The organism is Demequina salsinemoris, assembly GCF_000974805.1.
Lineage (GTDB): Bacteria > Actinomycetota > Actinomycetes > Actinomycetales > Demequinaceae > Demequina > Demequina salsinemoris.
This window is the reverse complement of sequence record NZ_BBQZ01000008.1, coordinates 19,506-41,254: the sequence shown is the minus strand read 5'-3', so window position 1 is coordinate 41,254 and position 21,749 is coordinate 19,506. Positions and strand designations below refer to the sequence as shown.

At 70.3% G+C, this 21,749-nt stretch carries 22 protein-coding genes and 1 tRNA gene; 16 read left to right on the top strand and 7 right to left on the bottom strand.

Features of this window, described 5'->3' with window-relative positions:
* The first annotated feature begins 10 nt into the window (after positions 1-10).
* From AOP78_RS15095 to AOP78_RS13495, 4 genes are all read left to right on the top strand, one after another.
* A complete protein-coding gene (locus tag AOP78_RS15095; RefSeq protein WP_152659561.1) occupies positions 11-196 on the top strand; it encodes a hypothetical protein in 186 nt (61 codons plus the stop codon).
* A 384-nt stretch (positions 197-580) separates the two neighbouring features.
* The gene (locus tag AOP78_RS13505; RefSeq protein ID WP_062205839.1) at positions 581-973 is read left to right on the top strand and encodes a DUF2218 domain-containing protein; all 393 of its coding nucleotides are present in this window, start codon (positions 581-583) and stop codon (positions 971-973) included.
* 85 nt (positions 974-1,058) lie between these two features.
* Positions 1,059-1,865, top strand: a complete 807-nt coding sequence (locus tag AOP78_RS13500) for an AzlC family ABC transporter permease (protein ID WP_062205837.1) — start codon at positions 1,059-1,061, stop codon at positions 1,863-1,865.
* Positions 1,862-2,185, top strand: a complete 324-nt coding sequence (locus tag AOP78_RS13495) for an AzlD domain-containing protein (protein ID WP_062205835.1) — start codon at positions 1,862-1,864, stop codon at positions 2,183-2,185. The genes AOP78_RS13500 and AOP78_RS13495 overlap by 4 nt, the downstream gene beginning before the upstream one ends.
* Positions 2,186-2,277: 92 nt before the next feature.
* Here AOP78_RS13495 and AOP78_RS13490 read toward each other — a convergent pair whose 3' ends face one another.
* Positions 2,278-2,859, bottom strand: coding sequence for a DUF1349 domain-containing protein (locus AOP78_RS13490; RefSeq protein ID WP_062205834.1), 582 nt, complete (start codon positions 2,857-2,859; stop codon positions 2,278-2,280).
* 73 nt (positions 2,860-2,932) lie between these two features.
* Here AOP78_RS13490 and AOP78_RS13485 point away from each other — a divergent pair, with 73 nt between their 5' ends.
* From AOP78_RS13485 to AOP78_RS13465, 5 genes are all read left to right on the top strand, one after another.
* Complete coding sequence (locus AOP78_RS13485; protein WP_062205832.1) at positions 2,933-3,586, top strand: Pr6Pr family membrane protein; 654 nt, start codon at positions 2,933-2,935, stop codon at positions 3,584-3,586.
* Between the two features lie 79 nt (positions 3,587-3,665).
* Positions 3,666-4,280, top strand: a complete 615-nt coding sequence (locus AOP78_RS13480; protein WP_062205829.1) for a Pr6Pr family membrane protein — start codon at positions 3,666-3,668, stop codon at positions 4,278-4,280.
* Between the two features lie 3 nt (positions 4,281-4,283).
* The gene (locus AOP78_RS13475; RefSeq protein ID WP_062205828.1) at positions 4,284-5,192 is read left to right on the top strand and encodes a phosphotransferase; all 909 of its coding nucleotides are present in this window, start codon (positions 4,284-4,286) and stop codon (positions 5,190-5,192) included.
* 202 nt (positions 5,193-5,394) lie between these two features.
* A tRNA-Lys gene (locus AOP78_RS13470) sits at positions 5,395-5,467 on the top strand.
* Positions 5,468-5,841: 374 nt separating this feature from the next.
* Positions 5,842-7,311: a nucleobase:cation symporter-2 family protein gene (locus AOP78_RS13465; protein WP_083980190.1), complete on the top strand. Its 1,470-nt coding sequence runs from the start codon at positions 5,842-5,844 to the stop codon at positions 7,309-7,311.
* Between the two features lie 136 nt (positions 7,312-7,447).
* Here AOP78_RS13465 and hpxO read toward each other — a convergent pair whose 3' ends face one another.
* The 5 genes from hpxO to AOP78_RS13440 form a co-directional block, all read right to left on the bottom strand.
* Entirely contained in the window at positions 7,448-8,641 is a 1,194-nt protein-coding gene (gene hpxO, locus AOP78_RS13460; protein ID WP_062205827.1) for an FAD-dependent urate hydroxylase HpxO, read from the bottom strand.
* 104 nt (positions 8,642-8,745) lie between these two features.
* Positions 8,746-9,150: a hypothetical protein gene (locus AOP78_RS13455; RefSeq protein ID WP_062205821.1), complete on the bottom strand. Its 405-nt coding sequence runs from the start codon at positions 9,148-9,150 to the stop codon at positions 8,746-8,748.
* Positions 9,140-10,072, bottom strand: a complete 933-nt coding sequence (locus tag AOP78_RS13450) for a hypothetical protein (RefSeq protein WP_152659560.1) — start codon at positions 10,070-10,072, stop codon at positions 9,140-9,142. Before AOP78_RS13450 ends, AOP78_RS13455 begins: the two co-directional genes overlap by 11 nt.
* Before the next feature lie 22 nt (positions 10,073-10,094).
* Positions 10,095-11,453 (bottom strand): glycoside hydrolase family 6 protein, encoded by a 1,359-nt coding sequence (locus AOP78_RS13445; protein ID WP_062205816.1) that lies wholly within the window; start codon positions 11,451-11,453, stop codon positions 10,095-10,097.
* Between the two features lie 83 nt (positions 11,454-11,536).
* Positions 11,537-12,283: a sulfotransferase family protein gene (locus AOP78_RS13440; protein WP_083980188.1), complete on the bottom strand. Its 747-nt coding sequence runs from the start codon at positions 12,281-12,283 to the stop codon at positions 11,537-11,539.
* Between the two features lie 124 nt (positions 12,284-12,407).
* Between AOP78_RS13440 and AOP78_RS13435 the strand changes: the two genes are divergently transcribed.
* Positions 12,408-12,998, top strand: coding sequence for a thymidine kinase (locus AOP78_RS13435; protein WP_062205811.1), 591 nt, complete (start codon positions 12,408-12,410; stop codon positions 12,996-12,998).
* Positions 12,999-13,186: 188 nt separating this feature from the next.
* On the top strand, positions 13,187-14,506 hold the full coding sequence (locus AOP78_RS13430; protein ID WP_062205808.1) for an MFS transporter: 1,320 nt from the start codon (positions 13,187-13,189) through the stop codon (positions 14,504-14,506).
* A gap of 45 nt (positions 14,507-14,551) precedes the next feature.
* Here the strand turns inward: AOP78_RS13430 and AOP78_RS13425 are convergent, their stop codons facing one another.
* The gene (locus tag AOP78_RS13425) at positions 14,552-15,265 is read right to left on the bottom strand and encodes an SIR2 family NAD-dependent protein deacylase (RefSeq protein ID WP_083980186.1); all 714 of its coding nucleotides are present in this window, start codon (positions 15,263-15,265) and stop codon (positions 14,552-14,554) included.
* 287 nt (positions 15,266-15,552) lie between these two features.
* Here AOP78_RS13425 and AOP78_RS13420 point away from each other — a divergent pair, with 287 nt between their 5' ends.
* The 5 genes from AOP78_RS13420 (at position 15,553) to AOP78_RS13400 (ending at position 21,726) form a co-directional block, all read left to right on the top strand.
* On the top strand, positions 15,553-15,921 hold the full coding sequence (locus AOP78_RS13420; RefSeq protein WP_062205802.1) for a hypothetical protein: 369 nt from the start codon (positions 15,553-15,555) through the stop codon (positions 15,919-15,921).
* 197 nt (positions 15,922-16,118) lie between these two features.
* Entirely contained in the window at positions 16,119-16,991 is an 873-nt protein-coding gene (locus AOP78_RS13415) for an alpha/beta fold hydrolase (protein WP_062205799.1), read from the top strand.
* 127 nt (positions 16,992-17,118) lie between these two features.
* On the top strand, positions 17,119-17,967 hold the full coding sequence (locus tag AOP78_RS13410) for an aldo/keto reductase (protein ID WP_062205796.1): 849 nt from the start codon (positions 17,119-17,121) through the stop codon (positions 17,965-17,967).
* A gap of 89 nt (positions 17,968-18,056) precedes the next feature.
* A complete protein-coding gene (locus AOP78_RS13405) occupies positions 18,057-19,862 on the top strand; it encodes a BCCT family transporter (RefSeq protein ID WP_062205794.1) in 1,806 nt (601 codons plus the stop codon).
* A 121-nt stretch (positions 19,863-19,983) separates the two neighbouring features.
* Positions 19,984-21,726: a BCCT family transporter gene (locus AOP78_RS13400; protein ID WP_062205791.1), complete on the top strand. Its 1,743-nt coding sequence runs from the start codon at positions 19,984-19,986 to the stop codon at positions 21,724-21,726.
* The last annotated feature ends 23 nt before the right edge of the window (positions 21,727-21,749 follow it).

Genomic DNA, 21,749 nt, shown 5'->3' with positions numbered 1-21,749 from the left:
AAGCGTACGCGTGACGACGTCAACGCCCGACGTCTCCCCAGGCTTCCCCGCATCGTCCTGGCGCCCGCATCGTCCTGGCGACCGCATCGTCCTGGCGACCGCATCGTCCCTCCCAGCATCGTCGCTCCGGCATCGTCACGTGAACCACGGGACTCCGGAGGGAAAGGGAGACCGCCCGGCCGAGCCCACCGGCTGAGGGGGGGGTGCGGCGCGCGCGAGTGCTGCGACGCGGGCTGCCATCGGTGCGGGAAGCCGGATCCCCTCAGGGGGGGGTGACGGGGGTCCGGTATGGCCGCGACGTTCTGCATCGCCCACGCGGCTCAAGCCGAGCGGTTCCGGCAAGAGGACGCTTGGGTCGCAGGCTTTGTTCCCGGATCCGGCCGACCGTGACGCGCCTCACACGCCGCGACGTCACCTGCAGGACGCTCATGCACCCTTCGAGGGCGCTGATGTCACCTGCAGGACGCTCATGCACCCCTCGCCAGGGGTTCACCCTTTCGCAACTCCCGTGTACCGTAAATCGGTGCCGCCGCGTCGCGGCACCGCCGTCCCCAGGCACCGCCCCACCGAGGAGTCCCCCATGACCTCAACCATCACCGGCCGCGCCGCGACCGACCGCGCCGCCCGCTACGGCAAGCAGCTGTGCTCCCACCTGAGCCGCAAGATCGACGCGATGTTCGACGCCGAGGCGGGCACCGGCACGATCCGCAGGGGCGAGGCGGTCGCGACCCTCACCGCGACAGGCACTGCGCTCGAGTTCTCGCTCACCGCGCCGACCCAGGACGAGCTGTTCACCCTCATGTTCGTCGCGCAGAGCCACCTTGAGCGGTTCGGCGACAAGGACGAGCTCGCGTGCGCGTGGGACGACGAGAGCGTCCTCCCCGCCTACGAGGCCCTGCGCGCCGAGCGTGAGGCCGAGCGCGCCGCGCGCAAGGCGGCGGAGGCTCAGACCGCGGCGGGCACCCCCGCCTGACCACCCCGGGTCCGGGTGGGCCGGCGTCGCGTGCGGGCACCACTCGGCGCCGGGCGGCACCGACCCCGCGTGCCACACTGACACGGTGACGCCGCCATCCCCAGCCCGCCGCACCGTCCTGGGCATCGCACCCCAGCAGCGGTCCGACGCGTGGGCCGGCCTCAAGGCGATCGCGCCGCTCATGCCAGGGTCGGTCCTGTTCGGGATGGCGTTCGGCGCGCTGATCCGCGTCGCGGGGATCGACCCGTGGGTGGGCTCGTACGCCTCGGTCTCGGTCGTCGCGGGCGCGAGCCAGATCGCGATCGTCGAGGCCGTGCGCTCCAACGCCCCCGCCGTGATCGCGGTCCTCACCGCGCTCGTCATCAATGCGCGCTTCGCGCTGTACTCGGCGGCTCTCGCGCCGGTCTTCGCGTCGTTCCCGCGCCGCTGGAAGCTCGGCCTCGCGCACCTCATGACCGATCAGGCCGCGGTCATCTCGCTCGAGCACGCGGACCGCTACCCGGACCCGGTGCGCCGTCGCTGGTTCATCGTCGGCGGCGCGCTGCCGTTCGTGATCGTCTGGGTCATGGGCTCGGTCGCGGGCATCGTGCTCGGCCCCGTGATCCCCGATGCGTGGCAGATCGGCTTCATCGTCCCGCTCATGTTCCTCGCGGTCCTGGTGCCCGGCCTCCACGACGCTCCCGGCGTGGTCGCCGTGGCGGTCTCGACGCTCGTGGTCGTGCTCGCGAAGGACCTGCCGTGGGGGCTCAACGTCCTCGCTGGCGCGCTCGCGGGCATCGCGGTCGGCTCGTTCGTGCCGTCGCGGTCCAGGGACGATGCGTCAGGTACCGCGGCCTCGGACGGTCGGGTCCCGGACGACGGCCTCGCGCACGATGCGGGGGCCGGCGAATGAGCACGCTCACGACCTTCCTGGTCTTCACGGCCGCCGCGATCGGCACGTACCTGATCCGCATCAGCGGCATCGTGATCTTCGGCCGCGAGCGCTACATCCCTCCGCGGGTCGAGAAGGCGCTGCACCTTGTCGGTCCGGCGGCGATGGCCGCTATCGTCGCGAACTCGCTGCTGCTCGACGAGGGCGCGTGGCGCGGCTTCGGCGCGTGGCACCTGGCCGCGCTCGTCGCCGTTGGCGTCGCACTCTGGCGGCGGTCGTCGGGCGTGACGATGGCTGCGGGCGCCGTGGCGTTCGCGGCGCTGCTGCTCTCTGGGCTCTAGGGGGAGCAGGCGTGAGTTGCCTACAGGTGACATCGGCCGCCGAGAAGCAGGCGTGAGAGGCCTACAGGTGACATGCGCCGAAGCAGCCAGGCTCAGTGCAGCGCGGCGTCCGGCTCCCCGAGCGTGAAGTCGGTGAAGGTCACGCGCAGCCCGTCGCGCGACGGCGCGCAGCAGTACGGGCCGACGCCGACCTCGAGCTCGGGAGCGAGGGGCGCCACCCGGACGAGCCGCCACGCCTCGGAGTCCGCCCGCGCGCGCACGGTGACCGCGTCCCCATCTCGCGAGGCACGGATGGTCACCGACCGGCCCACCCACTCGGGCACCGGCGCGACCGACCAGTCCGACACCCCTCGCGTCACGACCGCGCCCACCTGAGGGACGCCGTCGGAGACCTCGACCCCGCACTTGATCCAGCTGCGGGAGTCGGCGCGCACCATGATCCCGGCCTGGTCGAACTGCTCGGCGTAGTCGAGGACGAAGGTGACCTCGGCCGCCTGGCGGGCCTCCATCGGCACGAGCAGGGCGTGCGCGTCGTCGTGCACGAAGCCGTAGGACGTGGTGCGCCACGCGTCGGATCCGTGCCTCGCGGAGACCACCATGGTGCCGCCGTCCAGGTCGACGGCGGCGGGCGGCGTCGTCCACGCGCCCAGTTCGAGAAGGTTGCCCAACTTCACGTGGTCAGCCTACGGAAGCACACGGCTCAAGGTCCCACGACCGGGCCGTGTCGCCGCTGCTAGCGTCGGCGACATGCAGGGCATCTGGTCGCGGGTTCAGCTGGCGGGTGCGGTGACGATCTTCGCGGCGCTCGCCGCTACGACGCTGTCCGTGATCCAGGCAGGCGAGCCCACCCTGGTGAACCTGTTCAGCTACTTCACGATCCAGGCCAACGCGCTCGGGATGGTGACGCTGCTGGTGTCGGGCGTCCGCCGGAGCGAACCTCGGGCCAACTGCTTCGAGTGCGCGCGCGCCGCCGCCACGACCTACGTGCTGCTGGTCGTGGGGATCTACTGGACGATGCTCGCTGACGCCGGCTTCGCGCTGCCGGAGGCCTGGTCGAACGCGATCCTGCACGGCATCGCGGCGGCGATCCTGCTCGCGGACTGGGTGATGGACCCGCCTCGCACGCCGATGACCTGGCGCAAGACCTGGACCCTGGTCGCATATCCGGCGCTGTACGCGGTGGTCGCGCTGATCAGGGGCGCGACGGACGGCTGGGTGCCGTACCCGTTCCTGGATCCCTCGCGCGGCTACGCGTCCGTGCTCGCGACCTGCGTCGCGATGCTCGCGGTCGTGCTCCTCATCGGGGCGGGCCTGGTCCAGATCGCGCGGTGGCGCATGGGCTCGCGGGAGAGCCTCACGGACGCGGACCCCGACTCCGACCTCGACACAGTCTCCGCCTGACCGCCGCGCCGGACCGCGCCGCCTCCCCGCCAGGCCAGACCGTCACCCCGTGCCTCCGCCCGCTGCTAGCGTCGGTCGGATGAGAACCACCTGGATCGCCGCGCGCCTCGCCGCCGCAGTGCTGATCCTCGTGGCCCTCGTGGAGCCGGTGATCACGATGGCGATGGACGGGACGCTCGAGCCATCGAAGTACTTCGGCTACTTCACGATCCAGTCGAACATCGTCGCGATGGTCGTGATCGCCGTCTCGATCCCCCGGACCGGGAGACCGCGCCCACGCTGGCTCGAGCTCGCGCGCGCCGCATCGTCCACGTACATGGTGATCGTGTCGACGGTCTACTGGACGATGCTGGTCGGCCTGGTCGGCGACGACGCCTGGGGGTGGACGAATCTCGTCTGCCATGGCTTCACCACCGCGTTCATGCTGGCCGACTGGCTGATCGAGGGACCGTGCGAGCGGCTGCCCTGGCGGCTCGCGCCGACGGTGCTGGCCTACCCGGCGCTGTGGCTCGCAGCGGCGCTCGTTCGCGGCGCGGCCGGCGGCTGGGTGCCGTACCCCTTCCTCGAGACGACGGACGGCTACGGCCCGGTCGCTGTCGTGTGCGGGACGATCATAGTCGCCGGCGTCGCGATCGCGCTCGCGCTGTTCCCTCTAGCCCAGTGGCGACGGCTCGCCCCTGCGCGGGAGACTTGAACGGTGAGCTTCGACACCGTCCCACCCCCGGCGCATCCGTCGATCTCGCACGAGACCGTCGCGAGGCTGCTGCAGGACCAGCACCCGGGGTATGGGGCACTTGAGCTGGGGCCGCGCTTCGACGGCTGGGACTGCGCGATGTTCCGCCTCGGCGATGGGCTCGCCGCGCGCCTGCCGCGCACCGAGGCTGCGGTCACCTTCCTCCAGACGGAGATGCACTGGGTCCCGCAGCTGAGCCGCGCATGGGGCTTCCCATCGCCCGAGTTCACGGCGCACGGCCAGCCAGGCCACGGGTACCCGTGGCCGTGGGCGGTGATCACGTGGATCCCCGGGGACACTGCCGACGAGGTGCCGCTGCTGGCCGATGCGGGCGCCGACGTGGGCCGCGCGCTCGCCCAGGTGCACGTCGAGGCGCCGGGCGACGCGCCCTTCAACATCGAGCAGTCGATCCCCATGGCCGACCGCGGCGAGAAGACGCTCGAGCGCGTGCTGCGCGCGCACCACGACGGCGGCCCGCACGGGGAGCGCATCGATCTGGACGCGGCGATGACGCTGTGGGAAGCGGCGCTCGCCGCCCCGCCCAACACAGAGTGGGTGTGGTCGCACGCCGACCTGCACGGCGCGAATGTGCTCAGCCACGAGGGCGCGTTCGGCGGCATCTTCGACTGGGGCTCGATGGCGATGTGCGACCCGGCGGTGGACGTCGGCTTCACGCACTCGCTCATGCCCGCAGCCGGGGTCGACGCGGTCCTCGCCGCCTACGACAGGGAGACGGGGCGCGTGGACGACGCGTTCGTCGCCAGGGCGCGCGGCATCGGCCTGAGCAAGGCGGTGGGCATGGCACTGTCGCCGCGCGAGGTCACCCAGAAGATGGCCTGGCGGACGCTCGACGCGCTCGGGCTCGTGCGGTAGTCACGTCGCCCCTGTCCCTATCCATCTGCCGGGCGGTGCGAGGCCGCGTAGTCGAGCGCGATCGGCCGGTCCTGATCCTTGTGCCTCAGATCCGTCATGACTGCTCCCTCCCTCGGGCGCCGTCCTTCCCTGGAAGCCCCGGATGCGCCCCGGCGCATCTGCAGGCACAACGTGTTCGCCGAGCGCCGATACCATGGCAGGCGGGCCTCTAGCTCAGTTGGTAGAGCAGCGGACTTTTAATCCGTAGGTCGTCGGTTCGAGCCCGACGGGGCCCACTCATCGCGCACGACTCGCGGATCGGGTGGTCCTTGGTCGCTTGTGGGCGACCCGCACGCGCCAGCGGTACGTGGCTGTCGGTCGAGCCGCGCCCCCACCCAGGGATGCCGACGAGGCGCCCGGATTCTGGCGGCCCGCGCAGGAACTCAAGGCGCTTCGCGGGTGCTGTGTCGAGGGCGACAGCAAGGGCGACGCTGGGGTCCGACTCGGGGCGAATCGCGGCTCGTGTTGCGGGCAGATTGCGTGGCGGTGAAATCCAGCGGAATTCTCGTCACAACCCTGGATACCAGGCAAGTCGCAGACCTAGAGTGAGACCCAATCGGCAACAGGGCGCGACTCCTCGGCCGCGCCCTCTCTATCCCCGGGAGTGCCCATGACACAGACGGACATCGACGAGAAGCTCGAGAAGAAGGCGGCGCGCAAGGCGCGTGCGAGCGCGAACACGGTCGATACGGTTCCGCCGCTGACGCGCCTGTTCCCGCTCGGACTGCAGCACGTTCTCGCGATGTACGCGGGCGCGATCGCGGTGCCGCTCATCGTGGGCGGTGCCCTGGGCTACGGCGCGGAGGACCTGGCGTTCCTCATCAGCGCCGACCTGTTCGTCGCCGGTATCGCCACGATCGTCCAGTCGACAGGGTTCTGGCGCTTCGGGGTGCGGCTGCCGCTCATGCAAGGCGTGACGTTCGCCGCGGTGGCGCCGCTGATCACGATCGGTCAGACCTCCGGAATCCAGGCGGTGTTCGGCGCGACCATCGCGTGCGGACTGTTCATGGTGCTGATCGCGCCCTTCTTCTCGCAGCTGCTGCGCTTCTTCCCGCCGATCGTGACCGGAACGGTCATCCTCATCATCGGGCTGTCGCTGATGCGCGTCGCGGCGGGGTGGATCGTCGACGGCAACGAGGACGGTGCATCCCCGATCAACGTGCTGTACGCGGCCGCCACCCTGCTGATCATCATCCTGATCGAGAGGTTCGGTCCGCCGGCGCTGCAGCGCGTCTCGGTGCTGATGGGTCTGGTCCTCGGGACCATCGCGTCACTGCTGGTGCCCGGCATGGTCGACTGGTCGGGCGTGGCCGACGCGGGGTGGTTCGCCGTGGTGACGCCCTTCCACTTCGGCGCGCCGACCTTCTCCGTGGCGGCCGTGGTGTCGATGCTCATCGTCGGCATCGTCATCATGACCGAGACGACCGGCGACATGATCGCCGTCGGCGAGATCGTGGAGAAGCCGGTCGGCCGCAGGCAGCTCGCCGACGGCCTGCGCGCCGATGGTCTGGGCACGGTGCTCGGCGGCATCTTCAACACGTTCCCCTACACCGCGTTCGCCCAGAACGTCGGCCTGGTGTCGCTCACCGGGGTGCGCTCGCGCTACGTGGCGACCATGGCCGGAGGGATGCTCGTGGTGCTGGGTCTGATCCCCAAGGTCGCCGCGGTCGTCGAGGGCGTGCCACGGGCGGTGCTCGGCGGCGCGGGGATCGCGCTCTTCGGCATGGTTGCCGCCTCCGGCATCCGCACGCTCACCAAGGTCAAGTTCGACAACCGCAACGTCCTGGTGGTCGCGGTCGCGGTGGGGATCGCGCTGCTGCCGACCGTGGCGCCGACCATCTACGACCAGTTCCCGATCTGGTTCCGGCAGATCTTCGACTCGGGCATCAGCGCAGGCGCCATCGCCGCCATCCTGCTCAACCTGTTGCTCAACTCGCATCAGCGGGAGGACGACCCGGAGATCAGCGCCCACGATGCCGTGCGCGGTCCCGCTGCGGCGGCCCTGACCCACCCGGATGGCGCCGGCGCGCTGGTCGGCGCCCCGGAGATCAAGGACGAAGGCACCCCCAAGGAGGGCTGACTCCACCGACCGGTCCTGCGTGCGAGTGCCCCGTCCCCCCGGGCGGGGCACTCGCACGTGAGCCCATCCCGCCGCTTACGCAAGCAGACACGCAGGAGCGGCGGCGGTGAGGAAGGCTCGGCGGGGGAGGCGGGCGTCAGAGGATGCCGGCGCCGAGGTTGATGGGGCTGCCTTCGATGTTGCCGACGATGCCTCGGATGATGCCGGCGCCGTCGTTGCCGCGCAGCGACGCGTACCAGGCCTCGGTCGCCTCGACGTCATAGGCGTGGGTCTCTTCGCCGCGCTTGCGCGCGCGCACCACGAGGTCGCCCGCCCGCTCGGTACGGATCCTCTCGTACCGGCGCAGCGTGTCCTCAACTCCGAGGGAGTTGGTGGCCACCGCGATCCCGAGGGCGAACGCGTCCTCGAGCGCGGAGCACGCGCCCTGGCCGATGTCCGGCGCGGTGTTGTGCGCGGCATCCCCAAGGATCGCGACGCGTCCCGAGACCCACGTGTGGAACGGGTCGATGTCCCAGATCTCCACGCGGTTGAGGGAGACGGCCGGATCGATCGCCTCGAGCAGGGCCTTGACTCCCGGCGCCTCCCACGCGCCGAACGCCTCGACGAGGGGCGCCTTGCCGTCGGCCCTGTCGTAGGGCAGCCCCTCAGGCTGGGGCACGTCGAACCAGAAGTAGAAGCGGCCGTCGGCCACCGGCATCACGGCGGCGCGCTTGCCCTCGGCGACATAGGTCGTCCACTGGTTCGCAGGGCCGATGGTCTCGTCGACCGCGATCAGCCCGTTGAAGTTCGTGTACCCCGCGTACGCGCGCACGATGGGCTCCACCCCGCGCGCCGCGGCGACGTAGTCGCGCGTGATCGAACGCGCCCCGTCGGCCCCGATCAGCAGATCGCCGGTGTCGGTCGACCCGTCGGCGAAGATCGCGGTCACCTTCTCGCCGTCGTCCTCGATGCCGACGAGCTGCGTCTGCAGGTGGATGCCGTCGAGCCCGAACGTCTCCATCAGCAGCGCCTGCAGATCGGCGCGGGCGACGGGGTACGGTCGCTGCCCGGTCTGCCGCGTCACCGGGTCGAGCGAGAAGCGGCACAGCGGCTCGCCCGTGCTCCCATCGATGTATGCCATGTCGTCCATGCGCCCGCCGAGCGCCGCAACCTCATCGGCAAGGCCGAGCCAGTTGAGGACCTTGACGCCGTTCGACCACAGCGACAGCGCCGCTCCGACGGGCTTGTTCTCGCGCATCCGGTCGTAGATCACGACCTCGTGCCCCAGTCGCTTCAGCGCGATCCCTGCGCTGGTTCCACCGATTCCGGCCCCGACGATGATGGCTTTCATGCCCGCAGGCTAGCCCGGTCGTGTCACGCGCGGATTACCGGAAGTTGACGACTGGCGAAAGCCCACGGAGCGGCACGTCGACCCACCCCACGGGGCACACTCGCTCAGACCGGCTCGGCCTCACGCCGGGCCACGGCCTCACGGAACCACGCCTCGGACTCGCTTGGCATCGCGATCTCCACGAGCGGCCCGGGGCCGCGGACCGTCAGCACGATCGTGTCCATCCCCGGCGGCAGCATGAAGTCGCCGGTCTCGCCGGATCGGGTCTCGGCGTCGACGCTGTCCGCCTCGATCGTCGTCGATCCCGTGCGGACGCGGCCGGGCGAGACGCGCCAGTCGCTCGACAGCCACTCGCGGCCGAACCTCCCCAGATCCGCGTACACGCCCCGGACGGCTCCGACCAGGATCCCCTCGCCCCGAAGCCGCCGGATCCGCGCGCGGGCGTCGCGGGCGCCCCACCAGGCCAGGAGCGAGCCGAACCCCAGGTCGAACAGCACGTCAGCGATCACGGTTCCTCCTCTCGAGCTGCTCGGCCAGCGTGTCCATCATGTCGAGCGCCTCGTGATGAGAGAGACCGGTGGGTCCCGGAGAGAGCTCGACGAGCCCGAGCAGCTCCTCATGCTCACCAGCCCGCGCCACGAGCGTGCGCAGGCCCGCCACCTCCATCGACGTCGGGAAGCCGCGACGCTTTGCGGCGAGCGTGTCGACGACCTCGCACACGAGCGCCAGCCCGTCGGCGTACCGCATTGTTCTCAGCGCCTCGGTGTCCCACTGGCACGACACCCCCAGATCCCACCGGCGGTTCCGCACCCTCACCCACGAACCTTCGCGCGCTCCGACGAGCCACCCACGCTCGGCGTCATGCGAGATCGACGCCAGCATCTCGAGGTTGCGCCGGCCTGCCGCGTCGAGCGCGGCGACGATCTCGGGGCTCGCGTTGACCGCGTCGAACGCTGCATTGGTGCCAGCGACGAGGTCGCGAGGCAGCCCCGCCATGGAGTAGAAGGATTGCGCCCAGATCCGCGGCGGCGCGGTCGACGCGGGATAGGGGAACGGCTCCTTCACCACGCGCTCGTAGAAGGCGGCGAGACGCTGCTCGACATCGATGGCACGCCCGCCCCAGCGCTCGACCGCGTGGGGCCCGCCCAACCTCAACGCCTCGGCGACCTTGCGCCCCTCGAGCACAGAGTCGACCGCGAAGTAGATCGGGTTCTGATCGACTGACTCCACGGTCAGCGAGTGCAGCGCGACGAGCTCGTCGCCGCGCGCGACCGCCTCGTGCCAGAACTCGACGGCGCCCGCGGGTCCGAGCGCCTCGATGCTGCGCGTCAGGTGCGCGAGGTGCCCGCGCTCCCACCGCCTGGTGGACCCGACGACCTCCCAGAACCGCGCATCGTCCATGCTCTCCCCCTTGCCCGCTGAGGGGAGCATGGCACGAACTGTCCCACGAGTGTCACCACGACGCGTTGCGCGCGAGCGTGAGCGCCCCCTTCTGCCACCAGACCCCGGCCGACGGGCCACCGTTGCACGACCCGTCGGACTCGCCCGGCGCCTTGATCCACAGCAATGCCTTGAGGTTCGACGAGTCCTTCACGAGACCCGGCCTCGCGCCGAGCCCGCGCCCGGACGGGTTGCACCACTGGCCGTTCGAGCCCTTGCCGTTGCGCGAGGTGTCGATCACGAACGGCCTGTTCCCCACCTTCGTGGAGATCGCCTGGCCGTAGGCCTTCTCGGCCTTCGTGGTGTTGTAGTTCGACGTGTTGAGCGCGAAACCCTTGGCGTACCGGAAGCCGACCTGCTTGAGCCGCCTCACCGTGACGGACACCGAGTTCCAGTTCGAGTGGCCAGCATCGAGGTAGACCCGCCCGCCGTGCTTGGTCAGCACGCGCGCGGCGTAGCGCAGCAGTCCCGCGCGGTCGCCCTGCCCGGAGCAGTCCCCCATCTGCGCGATCGCGTCGGGCTCAAGGATGATCCACGGCTTGCCCACGATGCCGTTCGCGACTGCGTCGATCCACCTCTTGTAGGCCTTCGGCGTGAGGCCTCCCGCTGAGTAGGAGCCGCAGTCGCGTCCAGGGATCGCGTAGATGACGAGCACCCCGGTCCGCCCTGCCCTCTTCGCCGCCTTCGTGTACTTCCGCGTCTCGGCCTTGGCCTGCGACGCCGAGTACCAGTCGCCGATCCACCGGGCCGTCGGCGTCCTAGCGATCTTCGCGAGCAGCCTCTTCTGGCTGCCGCTCGCGCTCTGGTACGCGGCGTAGGCCTGGGTGTCGGCGCTCGTGAAGAACTTCGTGGAGGACTGCGCGACCGTCGTCGTCGCGCCGACGGCCAAGGTGCTCGCCTCCGAGCCGGACGATGCAGTGGCCCCGGGCGTCGCGATGCCGCCGGACACGGTCGCGGTCCAGGCGCGGACCTTGCACTTCTCGCCGTTGAGGGCGAATGCGACAGGACGGGTGTTCTTGCCAGACCAGGTGCCGTTGAAGCCGAAGTCGATCCAGGCACCCTTGGCTACATGAGAGTTGTACGAGACGTTCCTGACCTTGGCGCGTCCCGACGCCCGCACGGTGTCCGCGTTCCAGACCTGGGAGATCGCCTGCCCATCCGTGAACCTGAAGGCCGCGCGCCACGCGGTCAGCGCCTTGCCGGACGTGTTGCGGATCCGCACCTGCGCGGTGAAGCCGCCCGGCCATTCCGACTGGACGGTGTACTGCGCGACGCAGGGCGCGGACGCGGCCGACGCAGGCTGCGCGACGGTCACGAGGAGGCTGAGCGCGATCGCGATCGCCACAGCGAGGGCGGGCACGCGACGGGTCATGCTCACGGATGATAAGGACGCGGAGCCGACGGATCCAGCCCTTGTGCGGAACGTCACGTACCAGGGACGTCCGCAGTCTGCGGCTAAGCGCTCGGCTTCAGCCAGTGGCTCAGATCGCGGTCCATGAGCTCGCCGAGCAGCGCGACGTCGTCGGCGTACGCCTCGGCGAGTCGCTCGCGCAGGGACGCGCTGAGAACCGGAAGCTCCTGCCACTCGTGGTCGCTCCTGCGCAGCTTCACGGTCTTGTCGTTGGTCCGGAAGTCCAGATCCTTGGGAGCGATGTCGTTCTCGAGCTCGAGGAAGTCCATCACGCCGCCGACGAACCCGACAGGGTCGGCGAGCAGGTCGTCGTAGATGTAGGGCTTCAGGTCAGGGTGCACCTTCCACCACGCCTCGAGGATCGCACCGTACTTGCCGAGCGAGAACTCCTTGTGGTCGTCGACCAGGTCGTCGATCTCCGGCGTGTAGGGGAAGCGGCCGGCGAGCATGTGGTGGGTGTACGCGGACTCGTAGCGCTCGATCGGGTTGCGGAGCACCGCGAGGAGGGTCGGCTCACCCAGGATCGTCTTCAGGCGCTTCGCGACGATCGGGGGCACCTTGAAGTAGTGCGGCGTGCTCTCCATGTAATAGGCGACGCCGTCGATCGGCTCCGCGGGGAAGTTGGTCGCGTACTCCGCCAGCTTCTCGGGCGCATCGAAGTCGGACTTGTTGAAGTAGTTGAGCTCCTTCTTCTGCGTCGCGAAGATGTGGCTCGACTTCCCGAGGCTCCGGTGCAGCCATGTCGTGCCACTCTTCTGGGCGCCGACGATGAGCAGGTTGGGCAAAGGCATGCGACACGGGTCCAATGTGCGAAGGAACTGGGCTCCCACATCGTACCCCTCGACCCTCGGCGCTCTCCGATCGCTCCGGCCGCTCGCCGCTACGATTACCCCCGAACCCAAGGAGGACCGACCGGTGGCCAAGCTGTACTTCCGCTACGGCGCGATGAACTCGTCCAAGTCCGCGCTGCTGCTGACCGCGGCCTACAACTACGAGGAGCGCGACCAGCACCCCGTCATCGTGAAGCCCGGCATCGACACCAAGGCGGGCGAGTCCGTCCAGTCCCGCATCGGCGTAGAACGCAAGGTGGACGTGCTGCTCGGCGCCGAGGAGTCGCTCCTCGAGAAGCTCGAGGCCCACCAGAGCCTCGACCAGATCGACGCGATCTTCGTCGACGAGGCCCAGTTCCTCACGCCCTCGCAGGTCGACGAGGCCTACGAGATCGCCGTCATGCGAGGCGTCCCCGTCCTCTGCTACGGCCTGCGCGGCGACTTCATGACCCACTCGTTCCCGGGCTCCCTGCGCCTGCTCGAGATCTCCCACGCGATCGAGGAGCTCAAGACCATCTGCCGCTGCGGCTCGAAGGCCGTCTTCAACGGCCGCCGCATCAACGGCGAGTTCGTGAGCCACGGCGCGCAGGTCGCGATCGACGGCCAGCAGGCCGAGTACGAGTCGCTGTGCGGACGCTGCTACATCACGAAGGTCGGCCCGGTCCGCCACGCCTGACGGCCTGCCGCTGCACGTGGACGATGCGGTCGATAGGGACGATGCGGTCGGCACCTGATCGCCCGGTCCAGTTGGGCCGCACCGGCCCACGCACGTGGCACCGGGTCCCAAGTCGGCGGGCGTAGCCTGGCGAGGGACTCTCCAGCGCCGCCGGGTCGCACCCGCCCCCACCACAGCCGAGGAACCCGATGACCGCCGACGACACCCGCCCAGCCCGCGCCTCACGCCTCGCGTGGATGGTGTTCGCGGTCGCGGCTGTCACCTACTTCGTGGCGGTCATCCACCGCACCGCGCTGGGAGTCGCGGGCGTCGAGGCCGCCGACCGTTTCGGGGTCGAGGCCACCGCGCTGTCGATGCTCGCCGTCCTCCAGATCGCGGCGTACGCCGCGATGCAGGTGCCGTCGGGAGTGCTGCTCGACCGCTGGGGTCCGGCACCGGTCATGGTGGTGGGCTCCCTCGTGATGGCGGTCGGTCAAGGCCTCATGGCGTACGCCCCCGGATTCGGCTGGGCGCTCGCGGCCCGCCTGCTGATCGGCATGGGCGACGCGCCGATCTTCATCGCCGCCACCAAGATCGTCGGGCTCTACTTCCCACCCAAACGCGTGCCCGTGATGGTCCAGACCACGGGAATCCTCGGCCAGGCCGGACAGCTCGCGAGCGCCATCCCCGTCGCCTTCGCCCTGCACCACGCGGGCTGGAGCGGCACCTTCGGGGGCCTCGCCGTGCTCGGAGTGCTCGCTGCGGTCGGGGTCTGGTGGGCGCTGATGCGCCCCGGCCACGGCAAGCCCACCGAGGAGCCCGACATTTTCTCGATCCGCGAGGCCCTCCGCCTCCACTGGCGGACGCCGGGCGTCCGCCTCGGATTCTGGTCGCACTTCCTGGGCCCGTTCTCCATCAACACGATCGCCCTGCTGTGGGGCGTGCCGTTCTTCACGCAGGGCGAGGGACGTACCACCGCCGAGGCGAGCATGCTGCTCACCGTCGCCGTTCTCACGAACATCGCGGCCGGCCCGCTGATCGGCTCGTTGACCGCGAGGCACCCGCTACGCCGGTCCTGGCTCGTGCTCGGAGGAGCGTCGCTGACGGCGCTCGCCTGGATCGGGATCCTCGTGCCGAGCACCCCGCGACCGCTGTGGCAGCTGGTGCTGTTCGTCGTCGTCATCTCGTCGGGGGGCCCGATGTCGCTGGTCGGGATGGACTTCGCGCGCTCGTACGCCGCCCAGCGGCGCGCGGGGAGCGCGACCGGCTTCGTCAACATGGGCGGCTTCGCAGCGAGCATCATCGCGATCCTGATCGTGGGCGTCGCGCTCCAGCTCGCCTCCCCGTCCGGCGCCACCACGTACACGCTCGACGAGTACCGGATGGCGTTCACGACGCTCCTCATCCCCTACGCCATCGGCGTGATCGGCGTCGTCAGCAGCCGTCGCGAGACACGCGCGGCGATGGCCGCCGACGGCGTCCACGTGCCGACGCTCAGCGACCTGCGCAGACGCTGGCGCGACAGCTGAGGAGACCACGCGCGGGCGACCGTCGCGACGTCCCCCCGGGAGCGGTCAGGCCCCGATCCAGCGCTCCACGAGCGCGGGCACGGCCGTCTCGATCGGCTCGCGGATGACCTCGTCCGCGTAGCGGTCGTACGACGTCGCCTCCGCGTTGACGACGATCAGGCTCGCGCCGGAGTCGAGGGCGACGCCCGGCAGCGAGGCCACCGGGTACACGGTCAGCGTGGTGCCGATCGCGACGAACACGTCGCACTCCTTGGACGCCTGGATCGCCCGGTCGAGCGCGCGCTCCGGCAGCGCCTCCCCGAAGTAGACGACGTCCGTCTTGAGGATGCCGCCGCACTCGCGGCAGCGAGGATCGGGCTCCTCATCCAGCCGCGCGAGAATGTCGGGAGTCGGGAACGGGCCCGCCCCGCAGCCCATGCACGAGGTGGTCGGCAGCGCGCCGTGGAGCTCGACGACGTCCTCGGGCCGGGAGCCGCCGGCCTGGTGGAGACCATCGATATTCTGGGTGAGCAGCGCGACGAGGGCGCCCGCCTCGCCGAGCCTGGCCAGAGCACGGTGCGCCTCGGTGGGCTGCGACTGCCACGTGGGGTGGTCGCGCCAGTCCCGCCAGCCCTCCTCACGCAGGGCCCTGTCGTTCACGAATACGTCGATCTCGAGCAGCCTCGCCCGGTCGGGGCGCAGCGTCCAGACGCCCTGAGGGCCACGGAAGTCGGGAATGCCGGCGCCCGTGGAGACGCCGGCGCCGGTCAGCACTGTCACGCGTGTGGTCACCCTTCGACACTACGCCGAGTGCCAACCATCGGATCCGCGCCGGGTCCACGCCTGCTCCGCGCCGGGTCCACGCCTGCTCCGCGCCCACCCCGCGAGCACTTTCTGACACAACCGCGCCCCGGCAGCGGCGTGTCGCGCGGGACACGCCGCGCGCGGGCCGCGCCGCGTGTCAGAAAGTGTCCGCTCCACACCTCAGAGCACCCCCACCCGCACCTCGGAGCGACCTCGCAGGTCGCTCCCAGCCCACTCTGAGGCTCGGCGCGTGAACTGAAGCCATGAGAACGCAGCGCACCTTCACCGCTATCGCGGCAGCCGCAGTCGGAGCCCTTCTTCTCTCCGGCTGCGCGACCGACACCGACGCCGCCCCCGCGCCGTCGACCCCCGCCGTCACCGACTCGTCGACCACGTCGGACACGGCGACCACGGGCGAGCGGTACGTGGATGCCGCGGCCGTGACGCCGGCGGACGACCCCTCCGAGGACGACGGGCCCGACCTCGCCGACGATGCCCGCGTCGTGAACGTCGCCGTATGGGACCAGGGCCTGAGCTTCGCCGCCGCGAACGCGTTCAGCGAGTCCACGACCGAGAGCATCGGGAACACCGACGCGATGCCCGACTACGACCTGGACCTGATCGCAGCATGACCCGCCAACCCTCGTCCGCCTCGCCGCGCGAGCGCTCGCCACCAGCGCTCGCCACGGACCCCCGCTCGGGCCACGCCCCGGCCAAGCCGCTGCCCGGCCCGCCTCGTTCACTGGCCGCCCTCCTCCCCTGAGCCTCGATCCGCCGCACGGTAGCGGGAGCGACGCCCGTCCCGCGTCGCTCCCGCTATCGTGCGGACATGAGCGACGACGCACCGGCCGCGAGCGACACCACCTTCACGGATGCCCACGGCGTCACCATCCACGTGCGCGTGTGGGAGGCCGAGCGGCTGCGGGCCGTCGTCCAGCTGCTCCACGGCGTCGGCGAGCATTCGGGTCGTTACGCGCATGTGGGGCGCGCCCTCGCCGCGGCGGGCTACACGGTCTGGGCCGACGACCATCGCGGTCACGGCCTGACCGGCATGGAGCAGCATGGCGGCGACGCGAGCCGTCTGGGCCACCTGGGAGCCGGAGGGCATCGCGCCGCGGTGGCCGCGGTCCACCAGCTCACCGGCGTCATCCGCGCGGCGCACCCCGACCTGCCGCTCGTCCTCCTGGGTCACTCGTGGGGTTCCCTCATGGCGCAGATGATCCTCAACGAGCACGCCGCCGACTACGACGCCGCGATCCTCATGGGCACCGCCCATCGCACCGTCCTCCACATGAACGGCGGCAGCCTCAACGCGCGCCACAAGCACCTGGGCGACACGGGAGTCGAGTGGCTCAGCCGCGACGTGGCGGTCCACCACGCCTTCAAGGCCGATCCGCTCACCTCGGACGAGCCGCTGCGCAAGCTCTTCGGGATCCGCGACACGCTGCGTCTGCTCGGCCGGCCCGCGCGCGCCCTGGGCCGCGATCTCCCCCTCCTGATCATGGTGGGCGATGACGATCCGCTGGGCGGCGCATCGTCCATCGACCACCTCGCGCGCGACTACCGCGAGCGCTCCGGGCTGACGGACGTGACGGTGAAGGTCTACCCCGGCGCGCGGCACGAGCTGTTCAACGAGGTCAACAAGGAGGAGGTCATCGCGGACGTGATCTCCTGGCTGGGAGCGCATACGGACGATGCGTGACGGGCGTCGCGCTCGACGCGCGCCGGGCCTCGTCGGGACCTCCCGCAGCCATCTTCCCGAACCGCTCCCGAACCGCTCGCCCCAGGCCGTTGCCGACATGTCGGAGCAGTGGCCTAGCGTGGGGTGCATGAGCATCCCGACCCGCACCCTGTCCGACGGCTTCGAGATCCCTGCCCTGGGATTCGGCACGTACCCTCTGGTCGGCGAGGCCGGCTACCGCGCGATCCGGTCGGCGCTCGAGGCCGGCTACCGGCTGGTCGACTCCGCGGTGAACTATGAGAACGAGGGGATCGTCGGCAAGGCGGTGCGCGACTTCCTCGCCGAGTCGGGGACGCCGCGGGATCACGTCACCGTGCAGTCGAAGCTCCCGGGGCGCCACCACGAGCAGGCACGCGCGCTCGCCTCGATCGAGGAGTCGGTGGCACGCATGGGCGTGGAACGCATTGACGTGATGATGATCCACTGGCCCAACCCCATCACAGGCAAGTACCTGGGTGCATGGCGCGCTCTCGTCGAGGCGAGGGACAAGGGCCTGGTCAGGTCGATCGGCGTCAGCAACTTCACGCCCGCGCTGCTCGAGGAGATCATCGCCGACAGCGGGGTCGCCCCCGTCGTGAACCAGGTCGAGATGCATCCGTGGTTCAACCAGGAGGCGCTGCGGGAGGCGCACGACCGCCTCGGCATCGTCACCGAGGCGTGGAGCCCGTTGGGCAAGCGGCAGGCGCCGTTCGATGAGGCGATCGTGACCGCGGCCGCCGCGGCCCATGGGGTCACACCCGCGCAGGTCGTCCTGCGCTGGCACGTCCAGCACGGGTCCGTCCCGCTGCCGAAGTCCGCGACGCCCGAGCGTCAGCGCGCGAACCTCGACGTGCTCGGCTTCACGCTCGCCGATGCGGAGATGACCGCGATCGACTCGATGACGCGTGCCGACGGTCGCCTGTTCGCCGGCGACCCCGACACGCACGAGGAGATGTGACGGCATCGGGTGCCGACCAGGCGCAACGGGGCTAGGTTTCATCTAGAGCGCACCACCTCGCGTGCGCACAGGGGACAAGGCGGGATCGCATGGCGGTCAAGGGGGCGGCGCGCTTCACGGATGTCATGACGCGCTCGCGCGTGGCGAGGGCGGTCTTCTACCCCGCCACGGCGATCATCTTCGCGTTCGTCGCGTTCGCGCTGATCTGGCCCACCGCGGCCGAGTCGGTGTTCGCCACGCTCAACGACACCGTGATCGCGGGATTCGGCTGGTACTACGTCGCGATCACCGCCGTGTTCGTGGTCTTCGTGCTGTATCTGGGATTCAGCCCCTACGGCGACATCGTGCTGGGCAAGGACGGCGACGAGCCGGAGTTCTCCAACTTCAGCTGGTACGGGATGCTCTTCGCGGCGGGCATGGGCATCGGCCTCGTGTTCTACGGCGCGTCCGAGCCGCTGTCCCACTTCGTGGAACCGGCGCCGGGGGTCTCAGGCGCGCAGGACTACCTGGCCGAGCAGGCGATGGCCCGCACGTTCCTCCACTGGGGCCTGCATCTGTGGGCGATCTACATCATCGTCGGACTCTCCGTGGCGTACACGGTGCACCGGCGCCGCCGCCCGATGTCGATGCGCTGGACCCTCGAGCCGCTCCTCGGCGACAAGGTCCGCGGCAGGTGGGGCGACGTGCTCGACATCGCCGCCGTGGTCGGCACCCTCTTCGGCCTCGCGACGTCGCTCGGCTTCGGCGTCCTGCAGCTGTCCGCCGGCCTCGAGACCATCGGCCTCGCCGACACCTCGGTGACGATGCAGGTGTGGCTGATCGTGGGCATCACGGTCGTGACGATGCTGTCGCTCGTCGTCGGCGTCGAGCGCGGCATGAACCTGCTGTCGAGGATCGCCCTCGGACTGTCCGGTGTGATGCTCGTGTTCGTCCTGCTGATGGGACCCACCGGCTTCCTGCTGCGGGAGTTCGTCCAGTCGATCGGCGCGTACATCGCGGGCTTCATCTCGATGGCCTTCGACACCTCGGCGTTCGACGGCGCGGATGGGCAGGCGTGGCAGGCGCAGTGGACCACGTTCTACTGGGGCTGGTGGATCTCATGGGCGCCGTTCGTCGGCGTCTTCATCGCGCGCGTGTCCAAGGGCCGCACGGTCCGCGAGTTCGTGTGGGGCGTCCTGCTCGTGCCGACGTCGCTCACGTTCCTGTGGTTCGCCGTCCTCGGCGGGACGGCCATCTACCAGGAGATGTACGGCGAGGGCGGGCTCATCCTCGCCGACGGCACGGTGAGCATCGAGGGGACGATGTTCACGATGCTGGACGCGATGCCTGGGGGCACGCTCGCGATCATCGGGTCGATGATCCTCATCGCGCTGTTCTTCATCACGTCCTCCGACTCGGGCGCGCTCGTCCTCTCCATGCTGTCCACCGGCGGCCGGCCGACGCCCGTCACGTGGATGCGCGTGTTCTGGGCGACGACGACGGCCGCCGTGGCGATCTCGCTCATGGTGTCGGGCGGCCTCACGGCGCTCCAGACCGTCGCGATCCTCACCGCGCTGCCGTTCTCCGTCGTCATGGTCGGCATGATGATCTCGACCCTCAGCGCGCTCGCGCACGAGCATCGACGCCGCACCCGCGCGAGCCGCGAGGAGTTCGTCGCGGGGATCATCACGAAGCTCGGCGACCAGTTCGGCCTCGAGCCGACCACGACCGAGATCGACCTCAGCGCGACCCGCATCCGCTGGAGACGACGCTCGGGACTGGGCGACACCGAGGCCACCGCGGCTCCCCTCACCGACGACACCGGGGAGATCCCCGCGGTGCGACCGTCGGTCACCTACCGCGAGCTCGGAACCGACGAGGTCGAGACTGTGATCCCCACCGACGGCACGCACTGACCGGGAGCGTCGCGATCCTGCGCCGCCGGGCCGGCATATGTCGCAGACCAGGATCAACGGGACTAGGTTTCACCTCAGACGCGCCGCATCGCGTGCGCACCGGGCACGAGGCAGGCGCGACATGGCCATCACTGCGAAGGGGTCCCTGGGGACGCGCATGACGCGCGCGGGGCTCGCCAAGGCGGTCTTCGGGCCGGCGGCGATCATCATCTTCGCGTTCGTGTCGTTCGCGCTGATCTGGCCGTCGGGCGCGGCTGCGGCGTTCGATGCGATCAACACCTCGGTGATCGCCGCGTTCGGCTGGTACTACGTGCTCATCGCGGCCGTGTTCGTGGTCTTCGTGCTCTACCTGGGGTTCAGCCAGTACGGCGACATCGTGCTGGGCAAGGACGACGATGAGCCGGCCTTCTCCAACTTCAGCTGGTACGGCCTCCTCTTCGCGGCGGGCATGGGCATCGGCCTGGTCTTCTACGGGGTCTCCGAGCCGCTGTCGCACTTCACCTCGCCGCCACCCGGGGTGTCTGGCAACCCCGACCATCTCGCCGAGCAGGCCATGGCCCGCACGTTCCTCCACTGGGGCCTGCACGCGTGGGCGATCTACATCGTGGTGGGTCTGGCCGTCGCGTACGCCGTGCACCGGCGCGGGCGGCCGGTCTCGATCCGCTGGACTCTCGAGCCGCTGCTGGGCGACAGAGTCAAGGGCCGCTGGGGGGACGTGATCGACGTGGCCGCCGTGGTCGGCACGCTGTTCGGGCTCGCGACCTCGCTCGGTTTCGGAGTGCTGCAACTGTCCGCCGGCCTCGACAGCACCGGGATCGCAGACCCGACCGTGTCGACGCAGGTGTGGCTCATCGTCGGGATCACGGCGGTGACGGTCTTCTCCCTGGTGACGGGGGTGGAGAAGGGCATGAAGTGGCTGTCGAGCACGAACCTCGTGCTCTCGGGCGCGATCCTGGTGTTCGTGCTCATCGCGGGGCCGACGGAGTTCCTGCTGCGCGAGTTCGTCCAGTCGATCGGCGCGTACCTGTCGGGCTTCATCTCGATGGCGTTCGACACCTCGGCGTTCGCGGGCGAGGCGGGCCAGGAGTGGCAGTCGTCGTGGTCGACGTTCTACTGGGGCTGGTGGATCTCGTGGGCGCCCTTCGTCGGCATCTTCATCGCGAGGGTCTCCAAGGGCCGCACGGTGCGCGAGTTCGTGTGGGGCGTCCTGCTCGTGCCCGCGTCGCTCACGTTCCTGTGGTTCTCGGTGCTCGGCGGGTCCGCGATCTACCGAGAGCTCTACGGCGACGGCGGGATGCTTGCGGCGGACGGCACCGTGGACGTCGAGGGGTCCTTCTTCACCCTGCTCGAGGGGCTGCCGGGCGGGTCCGTCGCGATCGCCGGCGCGATGATCCTCATCGCGCTGTTCTTCGTCACGTCCTCCGACTCGGGTGCCCTGGTGCTGTCGATGCTCTCGACGGGCGGCGACGAGGAGCCCGCTGCGTGGATCCGCGTGTTCTGGGCCGCGACGACGGCCGCGGTCGCGATCGCGCTCATGGTGTCCGGCGGGCTGACCGCGCTGCAGACCGCCGCGATCCTCACCGCGCTGCCGTTCTCGGCGGTGATGATCGGCATGATGATCTCGACCGTGAGCGCCCTCGCGCACGAGCATCGAAGACGGACGCATGCGAGCCGTGAGGAGTTCGTCGCCGGCATCGTCACCAAGATGGGCGACGAGTTCGGCCTCGAACCGACCACGACCGAGATCGACCTGCGCGCGACCCGCATCCGCTGGAGACGACGCTCGGGGCTGGGCGACACCGACGCGACCGCTGCGCCCCTGACGGACGGCAGCGACGAGTCCGCTCCGCACGACGCGGACTGAGCCGCGCGACCCGGACTGAGCGG